Raw genomic sequence first — 25,139 nt, 5'->3', positions numbered from 1 at the left:
GCGGAGGGCTCCGGGCATGGGCCGAACGCTTGGCGGGTACTCCGGGCGGCAGGAATGGCGGTAGTCGGGTTACCGTTCGAGTGGCCGTTGTGGGCTTTTCCCGTTTGACACGGGGGCGGGATGTACCGTCACACTCCGCAGCGTCACACCAGCCACCGCACGCCGCGACCCCAGGGACGAGCGCCCGGGGGCGACCCCAGCGCCGACCGGAGAGAAGAGCGAAGTTGTCCCCGACCAGCGAGACCGCACAGGGCGGCCGCCGACTCGTCATCGTCGAGTCGCCTGCCAAGGCGAAGACGATCAAGGGCTACCTCGGCCCCGGATACGTAGTCGAGGCGAGCGTCGGGCACATCCGGGACCTTCCCTCCGGCGCCGCGGAGGTGCCGGAGAAGTACACCGGTGAGGTCCGCCGCCTCGGTGTGGACGTGGAACACGACTTCGCGCCGATCTATGTCATCAACGCGGACAAGAAGGCGCAGGTCAAGAAGCTCCGGGACCTGATGAAGGACTCCGTCGAGCTCTTCCTCGCCACCGATGAGGACCGCGAGGGCGAGGCCATCGCCTGGCACCTCCAGGAGGTCCTCAAGCCGAAGATCCCCGTCAAGCGGATGGTCTTCCACGAGATCACCAAGGACGCGATCCGCGAGGCCGTCGCCAACCCGCGCGAGCTGAACAAGAAGCTGGTCGACGCCCAGGAGACCCGCCGCATCCTCGACCGCCTCTACGGCTACGAGGTCTCGCCGGTCCTGTGGAAGAAGGTCATGCCGAAGCTGTCGGCGGGCCGCGTCCAGTCCGTCGCCACCCGGCTCATCGTGGAGCGCGAGCGCGAGCGCATCGCCTTCCGCTCCGCCGAGTACTGGGACCTGACCGGCACCTTCGCCACCGGCCGCGCGGGCGACGTCTCGGACCCGTCCTCGCTGGTCGCCCGCCTCCAGAGCGTCGACGGCCGGCGTGTCGCCCAGGGCCGCGACTTCGACTCCCTGGGCCGGCTCAAGAGCGCCAACACCCTCCACCTCGACGAGGCGAACGCCCGCGCGCTCGCCGCCGCCCTGGAGACCACCCGGTTCTCCGTGCGCTCGGTGGAGTCCAAGCCGTACCGCCGCTCGCCGTACGCCCCGTTCCGTACGACGACCCTCCAGCAGGAGGCCAGCCGCAAGCTCGGCTTCGGCGCGAAGGCGACCATGCAGGTCGCCCAGAAGCTGTACGAGAACGGCTACATCACCTACATGCGTACGGACTCCACGACGCTGAGCGAGACGGCCATCGGCGCCGCCCGCGCCCAGGTCACGCAGTTGTACGGCGCCGACTACCTCCCGCCGCAGCCGCGCTCCTACGCGGGCAAGGTCAAGAACGCGCAGGAGGCGCACGAGGCGATCCGCCCCTCCGGCGACCGCTTCCGCACCCCCGCCGAGACCGGCCTGACCGGCGACCAGTTCAAGCTGTACGAGCTGATCTGGAAGCGCACCGTCGCCTCCCAGATGAAGGACGCGACCGGCAACAGCGTGACCGTCAAGATCGGCGGCACCTCCGCCGACGGCCGGGACGTCGAGTTCAGCGCCTCCGGCAAGACGATCACCTTCCACGGCTTCCTCAAGGCGTACGTCGAGGGCGCCGACGACCCGAACGCGGAGCTGGACGACCGCGAGCGCCGGCTGCCCCAGGTCTCCGAGGGCGACCCGCTGGCCGCCGACGAGATCACGGTCGACGGCCACGCCACCAAGGCCCCGGCCCGCTACACCGAGGCGTCCCTGGTCAAGGAGCTGGAGGAGCGCGAGATCGGCCGCCCGTCGACCTACGCGTCGATCATCGGCACCATCCTGGACCGCGGCTACGTCTTCAAGAAGGGCACGGCCCTGGTGCCGTCCTTCCTGTCCTTCGCCGTGGTCAACCTGCTGGAGAAGCACTTCGGCCGGCTCGTCGACTACGACTTCACCGCCCGCATGGAGGACGACCTCGACCGCATCGCGCGCGGCGAGGCCCAGTCCGTGCCGTGGCTCAGGCGCTTCTACTTCGGCGAGGGCCTGCACACCGGCGCCGCAGCGGACGCGGGCAACGGCGACGGCGACCACCTCGGCGGCCTGAAGGAACTGGTCACCGACCTGGGCGCGATCGACGCCCGCGAGGTCTCCTCCTTCCCGGTCGGCGACGGCATCGTGCTGCGCGTCGGCCGCTACGGCCCGTACATCGAGCGGGGCGAGAAGGACACCGAGCAGCACCAGCGCGCGGACGTCCCCGAGGACCTGGCGCCGGACGAGCTGACCGTCGAGCTGGCCGAGGAACTGCTGGCCAAGCCCAGCGGCGACTTCGAGCTGGGCACCGACCCGGTCAGCGGCCACCAGATCATCGCCAAGGACGGCCGCTACGGCCCCTACGTCACCGAGGTGCTCCCTGAGGGCACCCCGAAGACCGGCAAGAACGCGGTCAAGCCGCGCACGGCCTCGCTGTTCAAGTCCATGGCCCTCGACACGGTCACGCTCGATGACGCCCTGAAGCTGATGTCGCTGCCCCGCGTGGTCGGCACGGACGCCGAGGGCGTCGAGATCACCGCGCGGAACGGCCGCTACGGCCCGTACCTGAAGAAGGGCACGGACTCGCGCTCGCTCACGGCCGAGGAGCAGCTCTTCACGATCACGCTGGAGGAGGCGCTGGCGATCTACGCCCAGCCCAAGCAGCGTGGCCGGGCCGCGGCCAAGCCGCCGCTGAAGGAGCTGGGCGAGGACCCGGTCTCCGGCAAGCCGGTCGTGGTCAAGGACGGCCGCTTCGGTCCGTACGTCACCGACGGGGAGACCAACGCCACACTGCGCTCCGGCGACAGTGTGGAGGAGATCACCCCGGAGCGCGGCTTCGAGCTGCTCGCCGAGAAGCGGGCGAAGGGGCCCGCCAAGAAGACGGCGAAGAAGGCCACCGCGAAGAAGGCGGCCCCGGCGAAGAAGACCGCCGCCAAGAAGACGGCGGCCAAGAAGACGACGACGGCCGCCAAGAAGACCACGGCGAAGAAGACGACCGCCAAGAAGACCACGTCGGCCAAGGCGACGGGCTCCGGCGCGGAGGACTGATCCCTCGCCTCTCCCCTCGCCTCTCCCTCACGCGCTTCCGCGTTTGCGAACACCCCGGTACCGGCCTCGGACCGGGGTGTTCCGCGCTCCGGCGTGCGCCCCTTAAGGGATCAAGGCGTGAGGGTCAGGGAAGGGGTGGGGACAACGGGGGCATGGGGGTGGGTGGCTGCGGATAGGCTGAACGCATGACGCGAGCCGAGCAGCCAACGGCCCCCAACCCAGCACAGGACGACGCCCTCGTCGCGGATTCCCGCGAGCGCGCCGTCCGTTCACTGCTGCGCCGACCCGACCTGCGCCGCCTCTGGAGCGCGCAGCTCGTGAGCGGCGTCGGTGACGCCCTCGCGCTGCTCGTGCTGGTGGTGCTGGTCCTCCAGGCGGCCGTCACCCAGGGCTCCCTCGGCGGGGGCTACCGGGGCGCGGCGTTCGCAGTGGCGACGGTCTTCGGGGCCCGGGTGCTGGCCACCGTGCTCTTCGGTGCCGTCCTGCTCGGCCCGCTGACCACGCTCACCGCCCCCGACGGCCCGCTCGACCGGCGCTGGACCATGGTCGGCGCCGACGGTGTGCGGGCCGCGCTGCTGGTCGTGGCGCCCCTGTGGATCGACTGGACGCCGGGCAACGCCCTGACCGTCCTGCTGGCCACCGCCTTCGTCACCGGCATCGCCGAGCGGCTGTGGACGGTGTGCCGGGAGAGCGCGGCCCCCGCGCTGCTGCCCGCCCCGCCCCCGGAGGGCGCGTCGGTGCGGCCGCTGCCGGACCACCTGGACGCGCTGCGCCGCCTGTCGCTGCGTACCGGCTTCGTGGCGCTGCCGCTGGCCGCCGCCGCCCTGGTCACCGCCTCCCTGTTCAACAACCTGCTGGGCACCGGCATCGCCTGGTTCGACCAGCACCACGCGGCCCTCGCGGCCTATGTCGCGGCCGGCCTGTTCGCCGCCTCGGTGTCCGTGCTGACCGCCCTGAAGCTGCCCGGCACGCGCACCCCGCGCCCGCGCTCCCCGCTGGAGGGCCTGCGCCGTCCGCGCTCCGGCACCGGTGTGGACAAGGGCCGCACGGGCGCCGTCCTGCTGCTGGTCGTCGCCTGCGCCGCCGTGGCCGGGGCCATCTCCGCCGCCGTCGCGGTGTGCGTGCTGCACGCCTCCGACCTGGGCGGCGGCCCGGTGCTCTACGGCCTGCTGGTGCTGGGCCTGACCGGCGGTGTCGGCGTGGGCATCCGCACCGCGCCCGCGCTGCTGCCCTCGCTGTCCCGGCGCCGGCTGCTCGCCCTGTCCATCGCGCTCACCGGCATCGCCCTGCTGGCCGCCGGACTCGTCCCGGACGTCACCACCGTCCTGCTGATCCTCACCCTCGCCGGTGTCGGCGCGGGCATCTCCGCCAACACCGGGCACGCCCTGCTCGACCAGGAGACCGAGGAATCCCGCCGCGCCCGGATCACCGAGCACCTGCACGCCGTCGTCCGGGTCTTCATGGCGCTCGGCGCGCTGATCGCCCCGGTCGTCGCCGGGCTCATCGGCCGCCACCGGCTGGAGAACGGCCGCTTCGTCTTCGCGCACGGCGGTGCCTCGTTCACCCTGATGCTGGTCGGCGCGCTGCTGCTCCCGGTGGCCGTGCTGGTCCTCGCCAAGGTCGACGACCGCTCCGGCATTCCGCTGCGCCAGGACATCAAGGACGCCCTGCTCGGCGGCGACGACCCGGTCACCGCCCCTGCGGGGAACGGTTTCTTCATCTCCCTGGAGGGCGGCGACGGCGCGGGCAAGTCCACCCAGGCCGAGGCGCTCGCCGAGTGGGTCCGTGCCAAGGGCCACGAGGTCGTCCTGACCCGTGAGCCCGGCGCCACCCCGGTGGGCAAGCGGCTCCGCTCGATCCTGCTGGACGTGTCCGAGGCCGGCCTGTCGCACCGCGCGGAGGCGCTGCTGTACGCCGCCGACCGCGCCGAGCACGTCGACACCGTCGTACGCCCCGCCCTGGAGCGTGGCGCGGTCGTCATCTCGGACCGGTACATCGACTCCTCCGTCGCCTACCAGGGCGCCGGGCGGGATCTGTCGCCGACGGAGATCGCCCGCATCAACCGCTGGGCCACCGGCGGTCTCGTCCCGCACCTGACCGTCCTGCTGGACGTGCCGCCGGAGGTCGCGCGGGAGCGCTTCACCGAGGCGCCGGACCGGCTGGAGTCCGAGCCGGCCGAGTTCCACGCGCGCGTGCGGTCCGGTTTCCTCACCCTGGCCGCCGCCGACCCCGGCCGCTACCTGGTCGTGGACGCGGGCCAGGAGCCCGAGGGCGTCACCAGCGTGATCCGGCACCGGCTCGACACCGTGCTGCCGCTCTCCGAGGCCGAGATCAAGGCCCAGGAGGAGGCACGGAAGCAGGCCGAGGAGGAGGCCCGCCGCAAGGCCGAGATCGAGGCCGCCCGCAAGGCCGAGGAGGAGCGGGTGGCGCGCGAGCGCGCCGAGCAGCTCGCCCGGCTGCGTGCCGAGGAGGAGGAGCGCAAGCGCCGCGAGCTGGAGGAGGCGCAGCGCCGCGAGGCCGAGCGGCAGGAGGAGGAGGCCCGGCGCCGTGCCGAGGAGGCGCACCGCCGTGCCGAGGAGGAGCGTCAGCGTCTCCTCGCCGAGGAGAAGGCCCGCGCCGAGGAGGAGGCCCGCCGCAGGGCCGAGGAGGAGCGGCGCCGCAAGCAGGCCGAGGAGGAGGCCCGGCAGCGCGCCGAGGCCGAGGCCCTGCGCCTGGAGAAGCAGCGCAAGGCGGAGGAAGCGCTGCTGCGCGCCGAGGAGGCCCGCAGGCGCGCGGCCGAGGCCGCCGCGGCGGCCGACACCGCGGCCCGCAAGCCGTCCGAGCGCGAGCGTCCCGTCCCGGACGCCCCGGCGCCCCGCGCGGGCGACGACACGGCAGTGCTGCGCCCGGTGCGCGACGGCGGCTCCGAGTCCGAGGTGACGGCCGAGCTGCCGCAGCCGCCCGCCCCGCAGGGCGCGGCGGACGAGACGGCGCTGCTGCCGAGGTTCTCCGACCGGGACGCCGACGAGACCGCCGTACTGCCTCCGGTGAACCCCGCCGAGGAGACGGCCGTCCTGCCGCCCGTCCGGGACGACGAGGACCGCACCCGCGAGATCCCGCAGCTCGGCGCAGACGGCAAGCCCCGCCGCCCGCGCCCCGACTGGGCCGAGGAGACCCCGCTGGACGACCTGCCGTCGCTCGCGGACGAACTCCTCGGGTCCTACGACGAGCACGACGACGGCGGCCGGCGCGGCCGGGGCCGGCGCGGCTAGGCGGGCGGAACCAGGGGGCGGTGTCCACCGGGCGCTTCGGCGTCACGGAGGGCGCCGCCCTTCGCCGTGCGGGCGGCACTGTCGGTGGCTCCCCGCACAATGGACGACGGAACACGAAGTGACGGAAAGGGCGGCGTGACCCATGAGCGTCTGGGACGACCTCGTCGGGCAGGAGAAGGTGAGCGCGGCGCTGGAGGCGGCCGCGCGGGACGCCGACGCGCTCGTCACCGCCGCCGCGGCCGACCAGCCGCCGCCCGAGACGTCGAAGATGACCCACGCCTGGCTGTTCACCGGCCCGCCCGGCGCGGGCCGCAATCAGGCGGCGCGCGCCTTCGCCGCCGCCCTCCAGTGCGTCAGCCCCGACCGCGCCCTCGGCGGTACCCCCGGCTGCGGCTTCTGCGACGGCTGCCACACCGCGCTGCTCGGCACCCACGCGGACGTGTCCTCGGTCGCGGCCGTGGGCGCGGAGATCCTGGTCAAGGACATGCGGGACACGGTCCGCAAGTCGTACACCAGCCCGGCGACCGGCCGCTGGCAGATCATCCTGGTCGAGGACGCCGAGCGGCTGAACGAGAAGTCGGCCAACGCCGTGCTGAAGGCCGTCGAGGAGCCCGCCCCGCGCACCGTCTGGCTGCTGTGCGCGCCCTCCATCGAGGACGTGCTGCCGACCATCCGCTCCCGCTGCCGCCACCTGAACCTGCGCACCCCGCCCGTCGCGGCCGTCGCCGACATGCTGGTGCGCCGCGACGGCGTCGAGCCCGAGGTCGCCGCGGCCGCCGCCCGCGCCACGCAGGGGCACGTCGACCGCGCCCGGCGCCTGGCCACCGACCCGGAGGCCCGCCGCCGCCGTGCCTCGGTGCTGAAGCTGCCGCTGCGCGTCGAGGAGGTCGGCGGCTGCCTCAAGGCGGCCCAGGAGCTGGTCGACGCCGCCGCCGAGGACGCCAAGCAGCTTGCCGAGGAGATGGACGGCAAGGAGACCGACGAGCTGAAGGCCGCGCTCGGCGCCGCCCAGGGCGGACGGCTGCCGCGCGGCACGGCCGGGGTGATGAAGGACCTGGAGGACACGCAGAAGCGGCGCCGCACCCGCACCCAGCGCGACAGCCTCGACGTCGCCCTGGGCGACCTCACCGGCTTCTACCGCGACGTCCTCGCCCTTCAGCTCGGCTCCCGCGTGGCCATCGCCAACGAGGACGCCGAGGACGCCCTCCAGCGCGTCGCCGGCGCGGGCTCCCCGGAGTCCACCCTGCGCCGTATCGAGGCCATCGCCGCCTGCCGCGACGCCCTGGACCGCAATGTGGCCCCGCTGCTGGCGGTGGAGGCGATGACGATGGCCCTGCGCGCGGGGTGAGCGCGCCACAAGGTGGACGCAGGGCACACGGGGCGTTGCTCAGCGTTACGCTCGCCTGATGGACACCAGGCCCTCCCCGCTGCCCCCGCCCGCCCGGCCGCCCCTGGCGCGCCGCCCGTTCCGCCCGCCGGCCGCCTCCCGCGCCGCGGCCCGGACGGCGGCGGCCCTGTTCGTGGCGTCCGCGCTGCTCGTGTCCGGCTGCGGCGCGAGCGGTACGGGCTCGGACGGCACCGTGGGGGCGGCGCTGGCCGCGCTGCCGGTGTCGACGCCGTCGGCGCTGTCGCCGTACTACCAGCAGAAGCTGAGCTGGCGGGAGTGCGGCGCCGCCGGCTTCCAGTGCGCCACGATGAAGGTGCCGCTCGACTACGACAAGCCCGCCTCCGGCGACATCAAGCTGGCGGTCGCCCGCAAGAAGGCCACGGGCAAGGGCAAGCCGCTCGGCTCCCTGCTGGTGAACCCGGGCGGCCCCGGCGGCTCCGCGATCGCCTACCTCCAGCAGTACGCGGGCATCGGCTATCCCGCCGAGGTCCGCGCCCGCTACGACATGGTCGCCGTCGACCCGCGCGGGGTGGCCCGCAGCGAGCCCGTGGAGTGCCTCGACGGCCGCCGGATGGACACGTTCACGCAGACGGACATGACCCCGGACGACGCCATGGAGAGGGACGCGCTGGTCGGCGCCGACCGGAAGTTCGCCGAGGGCTGCGGGGAGCACTCCGCGAAGCTGCTGCGGCACGTCTCCACCGTCGAGGCGGCCCGCGACATGGACGTCCTGCGCGAACTGCTCGGCGACAAGAAGCTGAACTACGTGGGCGCCTCCTACGGCACGTTCCTCGGCGCGACCTACGCCGGGCTGTTCCCGCACCGCACCGGCCGCCTGGTGCTGGACGGCGCGATGGACCCCTCGCTGGACGCCAGGCAGCTCAACCTGGACCAGACGGCGGGCTTCGAGACGGCGTTCCAGGCGTTCTCGGCGGACTGCGTCGAGCGGGCCGACTGCCCGCTGGACGGCAAGGACGCCACGCCGGCGCAGGTGGGCGACCGCCTGGAGAAGTTCTTCCGCACGCTCGACGCGCACCCGATCCCGGCCGGCGACGCGGACGGCCGCCGCCTGACCGAGTCGCTGGCGACCATCGGCGTGATCGCCGCGATGTACGACGAGAGCACCTGGGAGCAGCTCCGCGAGGCGCTGAACTCCGCGATGGACGAGAACGACGGCGCGGGCCTGCTGGCGCTCTCCGACAGCTACTACGAGCGCGACGCCCGCGGCCACTACAGCAACCTGATGATGGCCAACGCGGCCGTGAACTGCCTCGACCTGCCGCCCGCCTTCGAGGGCCCGGAGCAGGTGGAGCAGGCGCTGCCGCGGTTCGAGAAGGCGTCCCCGGTGTTCGGCCCGAACCTGGCCTGGTCCTCCCTGAACTGCGCGTACTGGCCGGTGAAGGCAACCGGCGAGCCGCACCGCATCGAGGCGAAGGGCGCGGCCCCCATCGTGGTCGTCGGCACCACCCGCGACCCGGCGACCCCCTACCGCTGGGCCCAGTCCCTCTCCCGCCAGCTCGCCTCGGGCCGCCTCCTCACCTACGAGGGCGACGGCCACACCGCCTACGGCCGCGGCAGCGCCTGCATCGACACCGCGATCAACACCTACCTCCTCCGCGGCACCCCTCCGGCCGAGGGCAAACGCTGCACCTGACGACCCCGCGTGACCGGGCCCCTCGGGCCGGGGCCCGGTACGAACCACCCCTCGAACCTGTGTAGACTTACCGACGTTGCCGATCGCACCCCGGTGCGTCCGACACGCCGCTTTAGCTCAGATGGCCAGAGCAACGCACTCGTAATGCGTAGGTCTCGGGTTCGAATCCCGAAAGCGGCTCCGCTGAGAAACCCCAGGTCGGATGGCCTGGGGTTTTCTGTTGTCCCGACCGGCGCGAGGCGGTCAGCCCTCCAGGGTGATCGAGAGGATCGCGCCGATGAAGCCGCCGGTGGACACCTGGCTGCCGTGCCAGGTGTCGCCGGTGTCGGGGCGGGTGCCGTACATCTTGAAGTAGAACAAGGGGTCGCCGCTGGAGGCGGTGGCGTTGCCCACGCCGGGGTCGCGGCGGGCGTAGTTCTCCATGGTGACGTAGTCGTTGCCGCTGGTCGCCACGGTGGCGCCGAAGTGGTACTCGAAGGTGTTGTCGCGGTCGCGGGACGCCTCCTGGGCGGCGTCGCCGTAGCCGACCGTCACCAGGGCGGAGCCGGGCGGCGGGGGTGGCAGGAACTCGTTGAGGCCCAGTTCGCGCAGGGCCGCGTCGAGTGCGGGCGAGTTGGCGGTCTTCAGGTCCTGGAAGGTGCGGCTCATCGTCTGGGAGTAGGACAGATACGCGGCCTGGTCCCCGGCGATGCCCTTCCGCAACGCCTCCTCGACGCCGTCCAGGTGTGTGCTGCCGCCGCCGTCGACGAGGTCGAGGACCCGGGCCAGGAAGTTCTCCCAGGCGCCGATGCCCTGCGAGGAGAGGCCCTTCTTGCCGGTGACGAACTCCGCCATCTCGTTGCAGCGTTGCGGGGTGAGGACCGACAGGCCGGTCGCCTTCTGCGTCATGCCCAGCGCCCCGGCCACACCGGTCTGCTTCGTCTCCACCACCGGCTTGACCTGGTAGAGCCGCAGCTCGCCGGACTCGCCCGTCACCTTCAGGAAGCGGGAGCCCCGGCGCAGCCGTACGCGGCCGGCGAGCGCCTCGTTCGCGGCCCGGATGTGGGTCTCGGTGGCGAAGAAGACCTTCGACTCGCCGGGCCCCTGCTCGATCGCCAGGTCGAAGCTGTCCGAGAGGCGCAGCGGGACACTGCCATTGAAGGCGATGTTGGGCGTGCGCGCCTGCGCGTCCGAGAAGTAACTGCCGCCCGCCTCCTGCTGGCTGGGGAAGAAGTGGTCGTCGCTCTCGGCGCTCTTGTTGGAGCCGATGGACGAACGCCGGTGCTTGGTGGGGTAGTTGGCCTCGCCGGGCGAGATCTCGACGTAACGCTGGATCGGCGCCCGGCCGTTCTGGGGTGCCGGGCCGGCCGGTGCCGCGCGGTCGTGGCCGCCACCCGACATCACCCGGTGGGCGTTGGCCTCGGCCTCCCGCTCGAACCGGTCGGAGGGGTCGCTGAGGCGCAGGCCGTCGCCGGTGTCCGTCCCGGCGACCGGGCCGGAGCGCTGCTGGACGACATGGGTCAGCTCGTGGGCCAGCGTGTGCTTGTCCGCGCCGTTCTCGCCGATGACGATGTGCCGCCCGGAGGTGTACGCGCGGGCGCCGATCTCCGCCGCCGAGCGCTGCGCCGCCGCGTCCTGGTGCACCCGTACGTCACCGAAGTCGGCGCCGCCGAAGCGGCCCTCCATCTCGGCGCGGACACCGGGCTCCAGCGGCCGGCCGGAGGAGCGCAGCACGTCGTGGACGCGGGACCGCCGCTGTACGGCGGGGCCGTCGGCCGGCTCGTCGCGCTGCGAGAGCATGCGGGCCACCGTCGCGTTCCCCACACTGCGTTGCAGCGCGCGCAGCGAGGGCGGCGCCTGCGCCGGGGCGGCGGGCCGGGCGGCCGGGCGGTGGGACCGGGCCGGTGCGGTGTCGTACTCCTCGTGCTTGCGCACGCTGCTCCTTCGGCAGGGGGATGACACGTTCCCGCGCAGTATCGCCGCGCCCCCGGGCAGCCGGGAAGAACCATAAGGGCAGTCTCGGGGGCACGTGAGGCCGTCCGGGGAACCGCTCAGTGCGTCAGCTTCAGTCCCGCCACGCACGCGATGATCCCGAGCAGCAGCAGGATCTTGACCGTACTGGCCGGTTCGCCGTCGAAGAGCATCGCGTAGGCCGCCGTGAGGGCCGCTCCGATGCCGACCCAGACCGCGTAGCCGGTGCTGACGGGGACCGTGCGGAGGGCGAAGGCCAGGCCGGACATGCTCAGCAGCAGACCCAGCACGAAGACGACGGACGGAAGCGGCCGGCTGAAGCCCTGTGACTTGCCGAGGGCCGTCGCCCACACCGCTTCCAGCGTTCCGGAGATCACGAGCGCGATCCATCCCATGTCGAACTCCCACGCGCCGTCTTGTCGTGGGCTGGGTACGGCGCACCTCGTCCAGGAGTCGCTTTCGCGCTCTGTCCGCCATGGTCGCACAGGTGGCGCGCGCTCACTTGGCGTCGGCGTAGCACTCCACCACGGCCGTGCTGAAGGGGAAGCGGACCGGGGTGTCGCCGAAGGTGAGGCGGGCCGCCAGCGCGGAGGCTTCCCGGATGGCCTCGGCCACCTGCTCCGCCTCCTCGGCGGGGCAGTGCACGATGACCTCGTCGTGCTGGAAGAAGACCAGCTCGGCGGCGAGGTCCGCGCACGCGCGCCGCAGGGCCGCGAGGAGCAGCAGCGCCCAGTCGGCCGCGCTGCCCTGCACGACGAAGTTACGGGCGAACCGGCCCCGGCCCCGGTCGGCGGCTGTTCCCTCCCGTCCCTCCCGCTCGTCGCCCAGCGGGATGCCCGCCTCCTCCGCCGCGTCCGCGCCTGACCCCGCCGCCGGCGGGCAGGTGCGGCCCAGCCAGGTGCGGACCAGCCGCCCCTCCTCGCCCGCGCGGGCGGCTTCGTCCACGTAGGCCACGGCCTTGGGGTAGCGGCGGCGCAGCGCGGCCAGGTTCTTCAGGCCGTCGCCCGCGGTCTGGCCGTAGACCGCGCCGAGGACGGCCAGCTTGGCCTGGTCGCGGTCGCCGGAGAAGGTGCGCTCGGACACCGCCTGGTAGAGGTCGCCCTCGCGGGCCGCCACCTCCATCAGGCCGGGGTCGCGGGAGATCGCCGCCAGTACCCGGGGCTCCATCTGGGCCGCGTCGGCCACCACCAGCCGCCAGCCGGGGTCGGCCACCACCGCGCGGCGGATCACCTTGGGGATCTGGAGTGCGCCTCCGCCATTGGTGACCCAGCGCCCGGTGACCGTGCCGCCCGCGTGGAACTCGGGTCTGAACCGTCCCTCGCGCACCCAGTCCCGCAGCCAGGACCAGCCGTGCGCCACCCAGATCCGGTACAGCCGCTTGTACTCCAGCAGCGGGGCCACGGCCGGGTGGTCCAGGGAGCGCAGCTCCCAGCGGCGCGTGGAGGAGACCTTGACGCCGGCCCGCGCGAACGCGCGGATCACGTCGGCCGGGAGGTCCGGGCGGACCCGGTGGCCGAAGGCGGCGGACACCTCGTCGGCCAGCTCGGCCAGCCGGCGCGGCTCGCCGCCCCCCGCGTACCGCTCGCCCAGCAGGTCGGTGAGCAGGGCGCGGTGCACGTCCGCGCGCCAGGGCAGGCCCGCGCGGTTCATCTCGGCGGCCACCAGCATCCCCGCCGACTCCGCGCTGGTCAGCAGGCGCATCCGGTCGGGGTGGGCGGTCCGGTCGTGTCTTCGCTGCTGCTCGGCGTAGACCTCCAGGAGGTCGGTCAGCGGCATCCGGGGGCCGGTCGGCTCGAACAGCGAGGACTGCGCGCCCGGTTCGGCCGCGCGCTGCGGCGGGTCGGGCGGTACGGCGCCGCCCCGGAGGCGGGCCAGGGCGGCGGCGGCCGAGCGTGGTTCGCCGTGCCGTCCCTCGTGGCCCAGGAGCAGGGTCTCGGCGTCCTCGACGTCGTAGCACCGCTCTACTCGCACCCCCGTGGCGAGCAGGCGCGGATAGACCTCGGCGGTCGACCTCCACACCCAGCGTCCGGTCTCCGGGCGGCTCCGCACCGCCTGGGCGAGATCGCTCTCGCGCCGGACCGGACCCGCGGGCAGCCCGTCCCGGCCGAGGGGGGCGACGTCCACGCCACCGTCCTCGGCCGGTGCGAGCGCCCACCGGTCGGTCATGCGTCCGAGTGTGGCAGGGGGGTCTGACAACCGGTCCGGCCCGCGCCTTCGCCGAGCGGGTCAGCCTTCCTGCTCGTCGTCCGGGTGGGTGGCCGCCTGCTGGGCCGAGGCGGCCGCCTGCTTCTGCTCCAGGAGCAGCGCCAGTACCCGGTTCACGTACTCCTCGGTGCCCTCCTTGGTGATGCCGAGGCCGGCCAGGACACCGGTGCCGTTCTCCTGCTCCAGCAGGGCCAGCAGGATGTGCTCGGTGCCGATGTAGTTGTGGCCGAGGCGGAGCGCCTCGCGGAAGGTGAGTTCCAGGGCCTTCTTGGCCTCGGGGCCGTAGGGGACCAGGTCGGGGGTGGTCTCGGTCGCCGGGGGGAGCGCGGCGGTCGCGGCCTGTCGTACGGCGTCGGCGGCGACGCCCTGCGCCTCCATGGCCTTGACCGCGAGGCCCTCCGGTTCGGCCAGCAGGCCGAGGACCAGGTGCTCGGGGCGGCCCTCGGCGTTGCGGGCGGTCACCGCGGCGTTGTGCGCCGCCATGACGACGTTGCGGGCGCGGGGGGTGTAGCGGCTGAAGCCCTGGTTGGGGTCGAGGTCGGCCGACTCCTTGGAGACGAACCGCTTCTGCGCCGCCTGCCGGGTCACGCCCATGCTCTTGCCGATGTCGGTCCAGGAGGCGCCCGAGCGGCGGGCCTGGTCCACGAAGTGCCCGATCAGATGGTCCGCCACGTCGCCCAGGTGGTCCGCGGCGATCACCGCGTCCTGGAGCTGTTCGAGGGGTTCGGCGTGGGCGGTCTTGATGGCCTCGATGAGGTCGTCGAGGCGTACGGATGCCGTGACTTTCGGGTTGGTCGCCATGTGACAACCGTAGGTTGACAGTAGCGGACTGTCAACCGATGGTTGACAGTGATGTGCGGGGAGTCCGGGAGGTTTTCCACAGGCTGTGGACGGCTTCGGCGGGCTGTCGGTCCGCCGTGGCACGATCGACCACGTGACCAGCACTGCCAGCACCGTCGAACGCGCCTTCGCGGCCGCCCTCTACGACGACACCGACTCGGGACTCGACACCGGCGCGTCCCTGCTCGCCGCCGACACCGGTGCCGATGCCGAACTCACCCGGCGCGGCGAAGAGTTCATGGCGGCCGCCTGGCAGCGCGGGTGGCAGCCTGCCGACGTGACGCGGTTGGTGCGGCGGGAGTTGGAGGACGCCCACCTCGGCCTCGCCGTCGCGCTGATCCGCGCCCAGGCGGCGAAGGACCGGCCGCGCGGGCCCCGTTGGACCGCCCAGCTCGACGCCCTCGCCGAGCAGCCCGAGCCCCGCCCCGCCGACCGCTTCTCGCACGCCACCACCGTCCTGGAGCTGTACCGGCTGCTGCTGCGCCTGCCCACGCTGGAGCCGCTGGAGGAACCCCGCAGGCCCGCCGGACCGGGTACGTCGCGCATGCTCGGCCGTATCCGCGCGCTGCTCGCCAAGGCCGAGGGCACCGGGTATCCGGAGGAGGCCGAGGCGCTCACCGCCAAGGCGCAGGAGCTGATGGCCCGGCACAGCGTCGACGAGGCGCTGCTCGCCGCCTCCGCCCCGGCGCCGGACGCGCCCGGCGCCTGCCGCATAGGCGTCGAGCCGCCGTACGAGCAGGCCAAGGCCGTACTGCTGGACGCGGTCGCCCGTGCCAACCACTGCCGCGCGGTGTGGAACGAGCCGTACGCCTTCTCCACGGTCGTCGGCTTCGAGGCGGACCTGGAGGCGGTCGAGCTGCTGTACACCTCGCTGCTGGTGCAGGCCACGCACGCGATGGCGAAGGCCGAGGCCGCCCAGCGGGCCGGGGGCCGCAAGCGGACCAAGACCTTCCGCCAGTCGTTCCTCGCCGCCTACGCCCACCGCGTCGGCGACCGCCTCGCGGCCGCCGCCGAAAGCCAGGTCACCCAGGACCTGCTCCCGGTACTGGTCACCCGCGAAACAGCCGTCACCGACCGCCTGGAAACCATGTTCCCCCGCACGACCACCACCCGCCTGCGCGGCATCAACGACGAGGCCGGCTGGACAGAGGGAGCGAAAGCGGCGGACGAGGCCCAGGTGAGGTCACGCCCGAGACTGCCCTGAGACCGCGAAGGGGAGCGTGGCCGAGCGGAGGCCGACCGAAGCGGCGCGGCCCGCGTTGACCGCGCCGACCGCAGGCTGTCGGACCGGGACGCCGTACCGGCCGCAGGCTGTGGAACCCGGCCCGGCCGAGCCCCCGCCCCCAGGCGGAGCCCTAGTCTCCGACCTGCTGGAACGCGCTCACCGAAGCGTTCACCGAGTCCGCGCCCTTGGCCGCCACCGGGCCGAACTTCCAGGGGAAGGTCTTCGCGTCGCCGCCGCCCGGCAGCGTGACCTCCATGGTGCTCGCGGCCAGCGCCTTCGCGTCGCCGTCCGCGCCTCGCGTGTAGGAGACGGTGAAGGACGCCGACGCACCCTTGGCGAGCTTCAGGGTCTGGGCCTGCGCGCCTTCGCTGACCGGCAGCTTCACCGTGCGGTCGCCCTGGCGCAGGACGACGCCGGGGAAGTGGTCCAGGGTGCAGGGGGCGCTCTGGTTGGTGATGCTGACCGGCACCTCGCCGGTGTCCCCGGCGGCGGGCGCGACGCTCGCGGAGCCGACCTCCAGGGCCACCGCGCCGGTCGCGCAGCCCGATCCGGCCTTGCTCTTGGCGCCGTCCGCGCCGCCGCTGCCGCCGTCGTCGCAGGCGGTCAGGGCGAGGGCGGCGGCGAGAGCGGTGAGGGTGAGCGGAATGACGCGGCGCATGTACTGGTCCCATCGAGGTCGTGACGTCTCCCCGCATCATGGCGCCTCGGCGCGGCGCGCCGACACGCGCCCCCGCCGATTCACCAGGACGGGGAGCGCCTAGGACGGCTGCAAACTCGTCGGCAGCCCGGTGGGCAGCTTGCCGCCCTCCGCCCTGGTGTACGACTCCGACCCGGCGCTGCCCTTCCAGGTCACCTTCAGGGCCTTGCCGCTGACGGAGTCGACCGTGCCCTCGGCCCGGCTGTCGTCGCCGCCCTGGCAGGTCAGCTTGATCACACCATGGCCGGACTGCTCGCCCGCCGTACCGCTGCACACCGTGCCGCCGGTGACGAAGAGGCCGGCCTGCCTGCCGGTGATGACCAGGGCGACGATCTTGCCGCCGCCGGTGGTGATCCAACTGCCCTGGAGCCGGTCGGAGGCGCCCGCGCCGCCGGAACCGTCCGCGCCGGAGGGCGCCGGGGCCGCGCTGCTCGTGCCGGGGGAGTCGTCCGGCGAGCTGTCCCCGCCGCACGCCGTCACGGTCAGCGCGAGCGCGCCCATCAGTGCCGCCGCCGCAGCGGCCCGTACCTTCGCCGTCGTCACGTCAAGCTCCCAACCAGTAGCCGGTCGCCCCGCCGGCCGTGCGCGAGGCCCCCCTGAGCCGGAGGTCCGCAGCAAGTTACCAGCCGTTACCGGGGGGAATCCGGGACACCGGGCAACAGAAAGGGTGCGGCGCGCGTCTCCCCCGAAGCGGGACGGTCCGATCCGGACGACCTGGCGCGGAAGCGCGGGCCTGGCGCGCCCCCAGGCATGCCACGAGCCGCTTTCGGGCAGACGCGTCGACATCACCTGCCCCAGCGGCTCGGGTAAAGCGGACGTCAAAGCTGTAACCGCGGGAACACCCGCCGTGCACGTGCATCTGCCCATTCATCTGCACATGAACAAGGTTATGATCCGGGTCGATCGGCCACATCAGACCAGTGCACAGCGGGGAGCGACCTGTGGACCGCTACGTTGACGACGTGTACGGGGGGTACGACGTGTACAACGGCATGGCTGCCACGCAGTTGGACGGCGTGGCCTGGCAGAAGAGCCGCCACAGCAACTCCCAGGGTTCCTGCGTGGAGTTCGCGCGGCTGCCCGGCGGTGAGGTCGCGGTGCGCAACTCGCGCTTCCCGGACGGCCCCGCGCTGGTCTACACCCGCGCGGAGATCGAGGCGATGCTGCTCGGCATCAAGGACGGCGAGTTCGACCACCTCATCGCCGGCTGAACCCACCCCCGGCACCCCTGGGCGGCAGCCGGTCCGGCAACGATGTCAACACCCCTGACCAGCAAGGGAGTCGGGCACCCGCAACCGCGCTGCCCGACGTTCAGCCCCGCCGCACCGCCCTACCCGAGTTCGTCCTGCCCGACGTCGTCCTTCCCGAGCCGGAACAGCGCCCACACCAGCTTGCCCCCGGCCTCGTCCGAAGCCGGGTGCCAGCCCCATCCGTCCGCGAAGGACTCCACCAGCAGCAGCCCGCGCCCGGACTCGGCGGAGAAGTCGTCCTCGGTCTCGCGCGGCACCGGACTCTCGTCGCTGGGGTCGCGCACCGCGCACACCAGCCGCCCGGTCCAGCGCAGCAGATGCAGCCGCACGGGCGCCGACTGTCCCCCGCAGGGCGGGAGCGCATGGCGCAGCGCGTTGGTGACGAGTTCGGAGACGACCAGGGCGATGTCGTCGAAGCGGTCGCCGACGTCCCACCGGCCGAGAGTGGAGCGGGTGAAGTTCCGGGCCTCGCGGACGGCTTCGTAGCGGGCCGGCAGCGCGCAGGAGGCGGCGTCGGACACCGCCGAGGGGTCCAGCGGAGGAAGGCCCTGCCGTAACGGCTTGAGCATGGTCGATCCATTCGTCCCCATGCGAGGCACTCCCGGAATTCGCGGTCGTTGCGAGGCAGCGGTGGCGCGGCACCCATGGTTTCGGATGCGCACAGCAGATGCAAGGGCAGATGCACGTGCACGCGGCCGAAATCGCCCTGCGCGTACCGCTTCTTGGCCATTTTTTCCGCCATCGGGGCGCACATCGGCGCCAGTGGTCGTGACCTCTGGCACGCAGAAACGGTTCACCTCTTTCCGTTTCCGTAACCGCACGAGTACTGCTTGAAGTGTTTTAGTGGCAGACTCAGTCACTTGCGGATGGTTGGGGAGGCGACGTACGTGAGCGCGGGAGAGCCCGGATCGGTGGTGCGGCGGATGCTGCTCGGCTCGCAACTCAGGCGGCTGCGGGAAGCGCGGGGGATCACACGCGAGGCGGCGGGTTACTCGATCCGCGCCTCCGAGTCGAAGATCAGCCGGATGGAACTGGGCCGGGTGAGCTTCAAGACCAGGGACGTCGAAGACCTGTTGACGCTCTACGGCATCGACGACGAGGCGGAGCGCGAGTCGCTGCTCTCCCTCGCGCGGGAGGCCAACGTGGCGGGCTGGTGGCACAGTTACTCCGACGTGCTGCCGAGCTGGTTCCCCACGTATGTGGGCCTGGAGGGCGCCGCGCACCTCATCCGGGTCTACGAGGTGCAGTTCGTGCACGGCCTGCTCCAGACCGAGGACTACGCCCGCGCCGTCGTCCGGCGCGGCATGCGCGGCGCGAGCGCGGCGGACGTCGAGCGGCGGGTGGCGCTGCGCCTGGAGCGGCAGAAGCACCTGCTCGGCGAGCACGCGCCCGAGTTCCACATCGTGCTCGACGAGGCCGCCCTGCACCGCCCGTACGGCGACCGCGAGGTCATGCGCGGTCAGCTCCGGCACCTGATCGAGGTCTCCGAGCGGCCCAACGTCCGCCTTCAGGTGATGCCCTTCGCCTTCGGCGGACACTCCGGGGAGAGCGGTGCCTTCACCCTGCTCAGCTTCCCCGAGTCGGACCTCTCCGACGTGGTCTACCTGGAGCAGCTCACCAGCGCCCTCTACCTGGACAAGCGCGAGGACGTCGCCCAGTACGAGCACGCCCTCAAGGAACTCCAGCAGGACAGTCCCGGTCCCGAGGAGAGCCGCGAACTCATCGCGAGGCTCGCTGAACAGGTGTGACATACAACGGAGTTGAGGAGCCACGCGCTCCTCGCTCTCCGTAGCGCACCAGTACGATGGCCTGTGATCAGCACCTGGCGTGACTCAGCCGTACGCTCACGATTGAGGGATCACATGGCGGCCTTTTTCAGCGACCTGGCCCAGCAGTACATCGACGGCGAATGGCGGCCGGGCACCGGCTCCTGGGACGTCATCGACTTCAACCCCTACGACGACGAGAAGCTGGCCTCGATCACCGTGGCCTCGGTCGACGAGGTCGACCAGGCGTACCGGGCCGCCGAGCGCGTCCAGAAGGAATGGGCGCGCACCAGCCCCTACGCGCGTCGCGCGGTCTTCGAGCGGGCCCTCACCCTGCTTCAGGAGCGCGAGGAGGAGATCGCCGAGCTGATCGTCGCGGAGCTGGGCGGCACCCGCGTGAAGGCCGGCTTCGAGATCCACCTCGCCAAGGAGTTCCTGCGCGAGTCGGTCCATCTGGCGCTGGCCCCCGAGGGCCGCATCCTGCCGTCCCCCCTGGAGGGCAAGGAGAACCGCGTCTACCGGGTCCCGGTCGGTGTGGTGGGCGTGATCAGCCCGTTCAACTTCCCCTTCCTGCTGTCGCTGAAGTCGGTCGCCCCGGCGCTCGCGCTCGGCAACGGCGTGGTCCTCAAGCCGCACCAGAACACCCCGATCGCGGGCGGCACCGTCATCGCCAAGCTCTTCGAGGACGCGGGTCTGCCCGGCGGGCTGCTCAACGTGGTCGTCACCGACATCGCGGAGATCGGGGATGCCTTCCTGGAGCACCCGGTGCCGAGGGTCATCTCCTTCACCGGCTCCGACGGCACCGGCCGCCATGTCGCCACCGTGTGCGCCGCGCACTTCAAGCGGGCGGTGCTCGAACTCGGCGGCAACAGCGCGCTGGTGGTGCTGGACGACGCCGACCTGGACTACGCGGTGGACGCGGCCGTCTTCAGCCGCTTCGTGCACCAGGGGCAGGTCTGCATGGCGGCCAACCGGGTGCTGGTGGACCGTTCGGTGGCAGCGGAGTTCACCGAGAAGTTCGTCGCCAAGGTGCGCTCGCTGCCCGTGGGCGACCCGCGCGACCCGGCCACGGTCATCGGCCCGGTCATCAACTCCACGCAGGCGAACGCCCTGTCCGCCGTGGTCGAGCAGGCGCTCGCGGAGGGGGCCACGGCGCTGGTGCACGGCCCGGTCGAGGGCAACCTGGTCGCGCCCACCGTGCTCACCGACGTGCCCGAGGGGTCGGAGCTGCTGCGGCGGGAGGTCTTCGGGCCGGTCGTCTTCCTCGTCCCGTTCGACGGCGAGGAGGAGGCGGTCCGCCTCGTCAACGACACCCCCTACGGGCTCAGCGGCGCCGTCCACACCGGTGACATCGAGCGCGGGGTGGCCTTCGCGCAGCGGATCGACACCGGGATGTTCCATGTGAACGACGGCACCGTGCACGACGAGCCGATCGTGCCCTTCGGCGGGGAGAAGCACTCCGGCACCGGCCGGCTGAACGGCGAGACGACCCTGGAGGCGTTCACCACCACCAAGTGGATCTCGGTGCAGCACGGGCGCAGCGGCTTCCCGTTCTGAGCCGGCGCGAGAAGTTCCGGCACCACGGGCCATTGAGGACAGGATCTGACCTCGATGGCCCGTAGCTTCGTCGGTGTCGGGGCGGACGGCCCCGGCGGTAGCCGAGGGAAGAGGCGGACGGTCATGGTCACTCATGTGGGAGCCGAGGCGCCGGGCGACGAGCGCGGAGCACTGCTGGCGTTCCTGGAGGAGCAGCGGAGCGGCATCCGCCGGGCCCTGCTGGGCGTCACGGAGGAGCAGGCGCGCACCCGGCCCAGCGCGAGCGAACTGTCGCTGGGCGGCCTGCTGAAGCATGTCGCCGAGGTCGAGCAGGCGTGGCAGGCCCGCGCCCGGCAGGAGCCGCCCGCGGTGGAGCGGGACCAGTCGAACTGGCACGAGTGTTTTCAGCTCACCGACGATGAGACGGTCGCGCAGCAGCTCGCGTACTGGGCCGAGCTGGCGGCGGGGACGGAGAAGCTGATCCGCTCCGCGCCCAGCCTGGACGACACCTTCCCGCTGCCCTCCGCCCCCTGGTTCCCGCCGGACGGCGCGGTCTCGCTGCGCTGGCTCTGTCTCCACCTGATCCGCGAGATGGCCCGGCACGCCGGCCACGCCGACATCATCCGGGAGTCCCTGGACGGCAAGACGGCGTTCGAGCTGGTCGCGCTGGAGGAGCAGCGGCAAATGTCCTAGCTCAGTGGTGGAACCCGGTGGCCGCCTCCCGGTCACCGGTCGGCCCCTGCTGGCGGCGCAGGCCGGGCAGGGCGCGGGTGAGGTCGGCGAGGAAGAGGTCGGCCAGGTCGTGGGAGAACCCGTTGCGGCACACCACCCGCAGCACGGAGAGGTCCTCCCGGTCCGGCGGAAAGGTGTAGGCGGGCACCAGCCAGCCGTACTCCCGCAGCCGCCGGGAGACGTCGAACACGTCGTACGCGGTGACGTGGCCGGCGGTGGTGAAGGCGAAGACCGGGAGCTGGTCGCCGCGGGTCAGCAGACGGAAGTCGCCGAGCGCCTCGATCCTTTCGGCCAGGTAGGTCGCCACGTCCCGGGTGGAGCGCTGCACCGCGCGGTAGCCCTCGCGGCCCAGACGCAGGAACGTGTAGTACTGGGCCGCGACCTGGGCGCCGGGGCGGGAGAAGTTCAGCGCGAAGGTGGGCATGTCGCCGCCCAGGTAGTTCACCCGGAACACCAGCTCCTCGGGGAGCGCGCCGGTGTCCCGCCAGAGCGCCCAGCCGACGCCGGGGTAGACGAGCCCGTACTTGTGGCCCGAGGTGTTGATCGAGGCCACGCGCGGGAGGCGGAAGTCCCAGACGAGGTCCTCGTCCAGGAAGGGCGCCACCATCGCGCCCGAGGCGCCGTCCACGTGGACGGGGATGTCGAGGCCGGTGCGCTCCTTGAGGGCGTCCAGTTCGGCGCAGAGGGCGGCGACGGGCTCGTAGGAGCCGTCGAAGGTGGAGCCGAGGACGCCGACGACCCCGATGGTGTTCTCGTCGCACAGTCCGGCCGCCGCGCGCGGGTCGAGGTGGAAGCGGTCGCCCTCCATGGGGACCAGCCGGGGCTCGACCTCCCAGAAGTCGCAGAACTTGTCCCAGCAGACCTGGACGTTGACGCCCATCACCAGGTTGGGGCGGGCCCCCGGATACCGGTCGGCGTTCCGCTTGGACCAGCGGCGCTTGAGCGCCATGCCGGCCAGCATGCACGCCTCGCTGGAGCCGGTGGTGGAGCAGCCGACCACGGCCGAGGGGTCGGGGGCGTTCCAGAGGTCGGCGAGGATCGCCACGCAGCGCCGCTCCAGCTCGGCGGTGCGCGGGTACTCGTCCTTGTCGATCATGTTCTTGTCCAGGCACTCCGCCATCAGCACCCCGGCCTGCGGCTCCATCCAGGTGGTGACGAAGGTGGCCAGGTTCAGCCGGGCGTTGCCGTCCAGCATGAGTTCGTCGTGGACGACCTGGTAGGCCGTGGCCGGGGACAGCGGCGCGTCCGGCATCCGGTGGGTGGGCGGCGCCTCGGTCATCCCGCTCACGGGGTCGGCGTCCCCGAAGAACGGGTTGACGGATATGTGACGTTCCCCGTGCTTCCTGGAACCTCGGTGCAGCGCCATGGGCCGTGCCTCCATCAGGGGGAAATCAGGGAGATCTCAGCGGATCGGGGTACCGTCCGCGCGCAACTGCATCTGCGGGCGCCCGGTCACCAGCAGCCAGGCGGGCAGCGAGGCGATGCACAGCAGGGCGAGCACCGCGGGGGAGGAGACCAGGGCGGCGGCGGTGAAGAGGCTGACCCAGCCCTGCCGGGTGATCGCCAGCAGCATGCCCAGGACGCCCGTGGCGACCGCGACCGAGGGCTGCACGGCCGGGACGAGCGCGTGCGCGCACAGGCCCAGCGCGGCGCCGATGAACACGGCCGGGAAGATCCGCCCGCCCCGGAACCCGCAGGAGGCCGCCACCACCAGCGCGGCCAGCTTCACGACCGCCATCACCGCGAACTGCCCCGCCGACCAGCCGCCGGGGTCCCGCGCCAGCTCCCCCATCTCGGTGAGCCCCTTGAACAGCGTCAGATGGCCGCCCGCCGCCGCCAGCGCGCCCAGCACCAGACCGCCCGCCGGGAGCATCAGCATCGGGTGCCGCAGCCGGCGGAAGGCGGTGTGGACGTAGGGGAAGACGTAGACCGCGCACATGCCGAGCAGGGCGGCCGCCGAGGCGATCACCAGGGCGGCCACCACGTCGCTCCACCGGGGATGGCCGAAGGGCGGCAGGCCCAGGTCGAAGGTGGGGCGGGCGATCAGGGTGGTGGTGATGGCGCCGCACGCGGCGGCGGTCAGCGGGGCGAAGAGGTTGTCCCAGAGCCGCCCCCGCAGCGGGCGCCCGGCCAGCGCCTCGGAGATCACCAGCGCGGCCGCGACCGGCGTGCCGAACAGCGCCCCGATGGTGCCCGCCTCCGCCAGCACCGGCCACAGCGAGTCCGGCGCCCGGCGCACCAGCCTCTGCCCCAGCCACATGGCGAGACCCACGTTGACCGCGATGATCGGGTTCTCCGGCCCGAGGCTCGGCCCGCCCGCCAGCATCAGCCCCACCGCGAGCACCAGCCCCGGCAGTACCTTCGGCGGCAGCACCGGCGCGTCCAGGCCGAGGGTGGCCGGGTCGGGCCCGGCATGGCCGGGGACCTTCCACACCACCAGGCCGACCGCGACACCGGTGGCGAAGAGCATCACGAACATCCACAGCACCGAGTACCGGCCCACCCCCAGCGCGTCCGGCAGCGGTCCCCACAGCACGTGCTGGAGCTTCTCGGCGGCCGCGCTCACCCCGACGAAGACGAGGCTGGAGGCGATCCCCACCGAGACGGAGGGCAGGATCAGCGGCAGCAGCGCACGTGCCGGGGCCGTGGGAGCGGTCGGGGGCGGCTGCCGCGCGGTGTCCTGGGCCACGGGCTCACCATAAGTGGACACAACCGGCACAACATCCCGAACAGAATCCCCCTTGCACCTCACCCGGCGTGAGGACCGAGCGTGTACTCGGCGGCGCACCGGGCGCCGCCGACGACAAGGAGCGCGGAACGTTGAGCTTCTCCGTGGGACAGGTCGCGGGGTTCGCCGGGATCACGGTGCGCACCCTGCACCACTACGACGAGATCGGGCTGCTCGTGCCCAGCGAGCGCACGCACGCCGGACACCGGCGCTACGCCGACGCCGACCTCGACCGGCTCCAGCAGATCCTGTTCTACCGCGAGCTGGGCTTCCCGCTCGACGAGGTCGCCGCCCTGCTCGACGATCCCGGCGCGGACCCGCGCGCCCACCTGCGCCGGCAGCACGAACTGCTGACCGCCCGGATCGAGCGGCTGAGCCGGATGGCGGCGGCCGTGGAACACGCCATGGAGGCACGCACGATGGGCATCCACCTCACCCCCGAGGAACGCTTCGAGGTCTTCGGGGACCACGACCCCGAGAGTTACGCCGAGGAGACCGAGCGCCGCTGGGGCGGCACCGAGGCGTACGCCGAGTCCCGCCGCCGCACCGCCCGCTACACCAAGACCGACTGGCGGCGGATGCGCGCCGAGTCCGACGACTGGAACGCCCGTTACGCCACCCTGGTGGCCGACGGCGTCCCGCCCACCGACCCGGCGGCGATGGACCTCGCCGAGGAGCACCGCCGCCACATCGGCCGCTGGTTCTACGAATGTCCCTACCCGATGCACCGCTGTCTGGGTGAGATGTACGTCGCCGACGAACGCTTCACCGCGTACTACGAGGCCCTCGGTCCCGGCGTCGCCGCCCACCTGAACGCGGCCATCGCCGCCAACGCCGGCCGGCACGGGGCGTAGGCACCCCG

At 72.7% G+C, this 25,139-nt stretch carries 19 protein-coding genes, 1 tRNA gene and 1 riboswitch; of the genes, 11 read left to right on the top strand and 9 right to left on the bottom strand.

The window, feature by feature from the left end; genetic code table 11:
- Positions 1 to 224 precede the first annotated feature (224 nt).
- The 5 genes from topA to ACZ3HQ_RS09500 all read left to right on the top strand — a co-directional run bounded on the left by topA (position 225) and on the right by ACZ3HQ_RS09500 (position 9,528).
- Positions 225 to 3,056 carry a type I DNA topoisomerase gene (topA, locus tag ACZ3HQ_RS09520; RefSeq protein ID WP_467509138.1) on the top strand — a complete coding sequence of 944 codons (2,832 nt, stop codon included), beginning with the start codon at positions 225 to 227 and terminating at the stop codon, positions 3,054 to 3,056.
- Positions 3,057 to 3,241: 185 nt separating this feature from the next.
- Complete coding sequence (tmk, locus tag ACZ3HQ_RS09515) at positions 3,242 to 6,307, top strand: dTMP kinase (protein ID WP_467509137.1); 3,066 nt, start codon at positions 3,242 to 3,244, stop codon at positions 6,305 to 6,307.
- 142 nt (positions 6,308 to 6,449) lie between these two features.
- On the top strand, positions 6,450 to 7,655 hold the full coding sequence (locus ACZ3HQ_RS09510) for a DNA polymerase III subunit delta' (protein WP_467509136.1): 1,206 nt from the start codon (positions 6,450 to 6,452) through the stop codon (positions 7,653 to 7,655).
- A gap of 58 nt (positions 7,656 to 7,713) precedes the next feature.
- Positions 7,714 to 9,348, top strand: a complete 1,635-nt coding sequence (locus tag ACZ3HQ_RS09505) for an alpha/beta hydrolase (protein WP_467509135.1) — start codon at positions 7,714 to 7,716, stop codon at positions 9,346 to 9,348.
- A gap of 106 nt (positions 9,349 to 9,454) precedes the next feature.
- Positions 9,455 to 9,528, top strand: a tRNA-Thr gene (locus tag ACZ3HQ_RS09500).
- A 63-nt stretch (positions 9,529 to 9,591) separates the two neighbouring features.
- On the opposite strand, the gene ACZ3HQ_RS09495 is transcribed toward ACZ3HQ_RS09500, so the two are convergent.
- From ACZ3HQ_RS09495 to ACZ3HQ_RS09480, 4 genes are all read right to left on the bottom strand, one after another.
- A complete protein-coding gene (locus tag ACZ3HQ_RS09495; protein ID WP_467509134.1) occupies positions 9,592 to 11,262 on the bottom strand; it encodes an eCIS core domain-containing protein in 1,671 nt (556 codons plus the stop codon).
- 116 nt (positions 11,263 to 11,378) lie between these two features.
- A complete protein-coding gene (locus tag ACZ3HQ_RS09490; protein WP_467509133.1) occupies positions 11,379 to 11,693 on the bottom strand; it encodes a DMT family transporter in 315 nt (104 codons plus the stop codon).
- A gap of 10 nt (positions 11,694 to 11,703) precedes the next feature.
- A riboswitch (guanidine-III (ykkC-III) riboswitch) is annotated at positions 11,704 to 11,768 on the bottom strand.
- Positions 11,769 to 11,796: 28 nt separating this feature from the next.
- Positions 11,797 to 13,464 (bottom strand): bifunctional 3'-5' exonuclease/DNA polymerase, encoded by a 1,668-nt coding sequence (locus ACZ3HQ_RS09485; RefSeq protein WP_467509132.1) that lies wholly within the window; start codon positions 13,462 to 13,464, stop codon positions 11,797 to 11,799.
- Between the two features lie 60 nt (positions 13,465 to 13,524).
- On the bottom strand, positions 13,525 to 14,304 hold the full coding sequence (locus ACZ3HQ_RS09480) for a Clp protease N-terminal domain-containing protein (protein ID WP_467509131.1): 780 nt from the start codon (positions 14,302 to 14,304) through the stop codon (positions 13,525 to 13,527).
- A gap of 133 nt (positions 14,305 to 14,437) precedes the next feature.
- Between ACZ3HQ_RS09480 and ACZ3HQ_RS09475 the strand changes: the two genes are divergently transcribed.
- Positions 14,438 to 15,547, top strand: a complete 1,110-nt coding sequence (locus ACZ3HQ_RS09475; RefSeq protein ID WP_467509130.1) for a DUF2786 domain-containing protein — start codon at positions 14,438 to 14,440, stop codon at positions 15,545 to 15,547.
- Between the two features lie 151 nt (positions 15,548 to 15,698).
- Here ACZ3HQ_RS09475 and ACZ3HQ_RS09470 read toward each other — a convergent pair whose 3' ends face one another.
- Positions 15,699 to 16,226 carry a DUF4232 domain-containing protein gene (locus tag ACZ3HQ_RS09470; RefSeq protein WP_467509129.1) on the bottom strand — a complete coding sequence of 176 codons (528 nt, stop codon included), beginning with the start codon at positions 16,224 to 16,226 and terminating at the stop codon, positions 15,699 to 15,701.
- Between the two features lie 99 nt (positions 16,227 to 16,325).
- The gene (locus ACZ3HQ_RS09465) at positions 16,326 to 16,808 is read right to left on the bottom strand and encodes a hypothetical protein (protein ID WP_467509128.1); all 483 of its coding nucleotides are present in this window, start codon (positions 16,806 to 16,808) and stop codon (positions 16,326 to 16,328) included.
- 398 nt (positions 16,809 to 17,206) lie between these two features.
- Here ACZ3HQ_RS09465 and ACZ3HQ_RS09460 point away from each other — a divergent pair, with 398 nt between their 5' ends.
- Positions 17,207 to 17,476: a DUF397 domain-containing protein gene (locus ACZ3HQ_RS09460; protein WP_387650679.1), complete on the top strand. Its 270-nt coding sequence runs from the start codon at positions 17,207 to 17,209 to the stop codon at positions 17,474 to 17,476.
- A 119-nt stretch (positions 17,477 to 17,595) separates the two neighbouring features.
- On the opposite strand, the gene ACZ3HQ_RS09455 is transcribed toward ACZ3HQ_RS09460, so the two are convergent.
- Positions 17,596 to 18,105, bottom strand: coding sequence for an ATP-binding protein (locus ACZ3HQ_RS09455; RefSeq protein ID WP_467509127.1), 510 nt, complete (start codon positions 18,103 to 18,105; stop codon positions 17,596 to 17,598).
- Between the two features lie 333 nt (positions 18,106 to 18,438).
- On the opposite strand from ACZ3HQ_RS09455, the gene ACZ3HQ_RS09450 reads away from it, so the two are divergent.
- The 3 genes from ACZ3HQ_RS09450 (at position 18,439) to ACZ3HQ_RS09440 (ending at position 21,510) form a co-directional block, all read left to right on the top strand.
- Entirely contained in the window at positions 18,439 to 19,263 is an 825-nt protein-coding gene (locus tag ACZ3HQ_RS09450; RefSeq protein WP_467509995.1) for a helix-turn-helix domain-containing protein, read from the top strand.
- A 114-nt stretch (positions 19,264 to 19,377) separates the two neighbouring features.
- Positions 19,378 to 20,838 (top strand): aldehyde dehydrogenase family protein, encoded by a 1,461-nt coding sequence (locus ACZ3HQ_RS09445; protein ID WP_467509126.1) that lies wholly within the window; start codon positions 19,378 to 19,380, stop codon positions 20,836 to 20,838.
- Positions 20,839 to 20,961: 123 nt separating this feature from the next.
- Positions 20,962 to 21,510 carry a DinB family protein gene (locus ACZ3HQ_RS09440; RefSeq protein ID WP_467509125.1) on the top strand — a complete coding sequence of 183 codons (549 nt, stop codon included), beginning with the start codon at positions 20,962 to 20,964 and terminating at the stop codon, positions 21,508 to 21,510.
- Between the two features lies 1 nt (position 21,511).
- Here the strand turns inward: ACZ3HQ_RS09440 and ACZ3HQ_RS09435 are convergent, their stop codons facing one another.
- Both ACZ3HQ_RS09435 and ACZ3HQ_RS09430 read right to left on the bottom strand, forming a co-directional pair.
- Positions 21,512 to 22,915, bottom strand: a complete 1,404-nt coding sequence (locus tag ACZ3HQ_RS09435) for a glutamate decarboxylase (RefSeq protein WP_467509124.1) — start codon at positions 22,913 to 22,915, stop codon at positions 21,512 to 21,514.
- A gap of 36 nt (positions 22,916 to 22,951) precedes the next feature.
- Positions 22,952 to 24,238, bottom strand: a complete 1,287-nt coding sequence (locus ACZ3HQ_RS09430) for an ion channel protein (RefSeq protein WP_467509123.1) — start codon at positions 24,236 to 24,238, stop codon at positions 22,952 to 22,954.
- 131 nt (positions 24,239 to 24,369) lie between these two features.
- Here ACZ3HQ_RS09430 and ACZ3HQ_RS09425 point away from each other — a divergent pair, with 131 nt between their 5' ends.
- Positions 24,370 to 25,131 (top strand): MerR family transcriptional regulator, encoded by a 762-nt coding sequence (locus ACZ3HQ_RS09425; RefSeq protein ID WP_467509993.1) that lies wholly within the window; start codon positions 24,370 to 24,372, stop codon positions 25,129 to 25,131.
- Positions 25,132 to 25,139 lie beyond the last annotated feature (8 nt).

This window comes from Streptomyces sp. NPDC018263, assembly GCF_055562575.1.
The sequence above is the reverse complement of the archived record's forward strand: the minus strand, read 5'-3'. Positions and strand labels throughout refer to the sequence as shown.

Excerpts from the sequence above, each read along its gene's own strand:
- ACZ3HQ_RS09510 (WP_467509136.1), top strand. The coding sequence starts at position 6,450 with ATGAGCGTCTGGGACGACCTCGTCGGGCAGGAGAAGGTGAGCGCGGCG.
- tmk (WP_467509137.1), top strand. The coding sequence starts at position 3,242 with ATGACGCGAGCCGAGCAGCCAACGGCCCCCAACCCAGCACAGGACGAC.
- ACZ3HQ_RS09435 (WP_467509124.1), bottom strand. The coding sequence starts at position 22,915 with ATGGCGCTGCACCGAGGTTCCAGGAAGCACGGGGAACGTCACATATCC.
- ACZ3HQ_RS09445 (WP_467509126.1), top strand. The coding sequence starts at position 19,378 with ATGGCGGCCTTTTTCAGCGACCTGGCCCAGCAGTACATCGACGGCGAA.
- ACZ3HQ_RS09440 (WP_467509125.1), top strand. The coding sequence starts at position 20,962 with ATGGTCACTCATGTGGGAGCCGAGGCGCCGGGCGACGAGCGCGGAGCA.
- ACZ3HQ_RS09480 (WP_467509131.1), bottom strand. The coding sequence starts at position 14,304 with ATGGCGACCAACCCGAAAGTCACGGCATCCGTACGCCTCGACGACCTC.
- ACZ3HQ_RS09455 (WP_467509127.1), bottom strand. The coding sequence starts at position 18,105 with ATGGGGACGAATGGATCGACCATGCTCAAGCCGTTACGGCAGGGCCTT.
- ACZ3HQ_RS09470 (WP_467509129.1), bottom strand. The coding sequence starts at position 16,226 with ATGCGCCGCGTCATTCCGCTCACCCTCACCGCTCTCGCCGCCGCCCTC.
- ACZ3HQ_RS09485 (WP_467509132.1), bottom strand. The coding sequence starts at position 13,464 with ATGACCGACCGGTGGGCGCTCGCACCGGCCGAGGACGGTGGCGTGGAC.
- ACZ3HQ_RS09505 (WP_467509135.1), top strand. The coding sequence starts at position 7,714 with ATGGACACCAGGCCCTCCCCGCTGCCCCCGCCCGCCCGGCCGCCCCTG.
- ACZ3HQ_RS09450 (WP_467509995.1), top strand. The coding sequence starts at position 18,439 with ATGCTGCTCGGCTCGCAACTCAGGCGGCTGCGGGAAGCGCGGGGGATC.
- ACZ3HQ_RS09490 (WP_467509133.1), bottom strand. The coding sequence starts at position 11,693 with ATGGGATGGATCGCGCTCGTGATCTCCGGAACGCTGGAAGCGGTGTGG.